Origin of the sequence: Streptomyces sp. SP17BM10, assembly GCF_036322405.1 — a bacterium.
Lineage (GTDB): Bacteria > Actinomycetota > Actinomycetes > Streptomycetales > Streptomycetaceae > Kitasatospora.
Genome location: NZ_JAQYXB010000162.1, coordinates 1 through 495, shown reverse-complemented (window position 1 = coordinate 495; position 495 = coordinate 1). Strand labels below are relative to the sequence as shown.

The following is a 495-nucleotide window of genomic DNA, read 5'->3' as shown; positions in this document are numbered from 1 at the left end:
CCGGCCGCTCCGGCCGCGGGTACGGAGTGGACGGCCTGGGACGCCCTGCCCGCCGAGGGCCCGGCCCCCGAGACCGTCGTCCTCGACTGCGCGACCCTGGTCGCCCCTGGCGGCGACGTTCCGGCGGCCGTGCGCGAGGTGTCGCAGCAGGTGCTGCGCGTGGTTCAGGCGTGGCTGGCGGAGGAGCGGTTCGCGGGGTCGCGTCTGGTGGTGGTGACGCGGGGGGCGGTGGCCGATGGTGAAGGGTCGCTGGTGGGTCTGGCGCAGGCTCCGGTCTGGGGTCTGGTCCGGGCGGCGCAGGCGGAGAACCCCGGCCGCTTCGGGTTGCTGGACACGGACGGGGAGGTGATCGTCACCGCTGAGCCGGAGTGGGCCGTGCGGGGCGGATCCGTTTATGTTCCTCGTCTGGTCCGGCTTCCGCTGCCGGAGGGTCGGATGCCGGTCGGTGTGGGTGACACGGTGTTGATCACGGGTGGTACGGGTGGTCTGGGGGCT

1 protein-coding gene is annotated in these 495 nt (G+C 73.9%); it reads left to right on the top strand.

Annotated elements, in window-relative coordinates:
- Positions 1–495: SpnB-like Rossmann fold domain-containing protein (locus PUR71_RS00590; RefSeq protein ID WP_443077307.1), on the top strand; the 495-nt coding region annotated here is incomplete at both ends.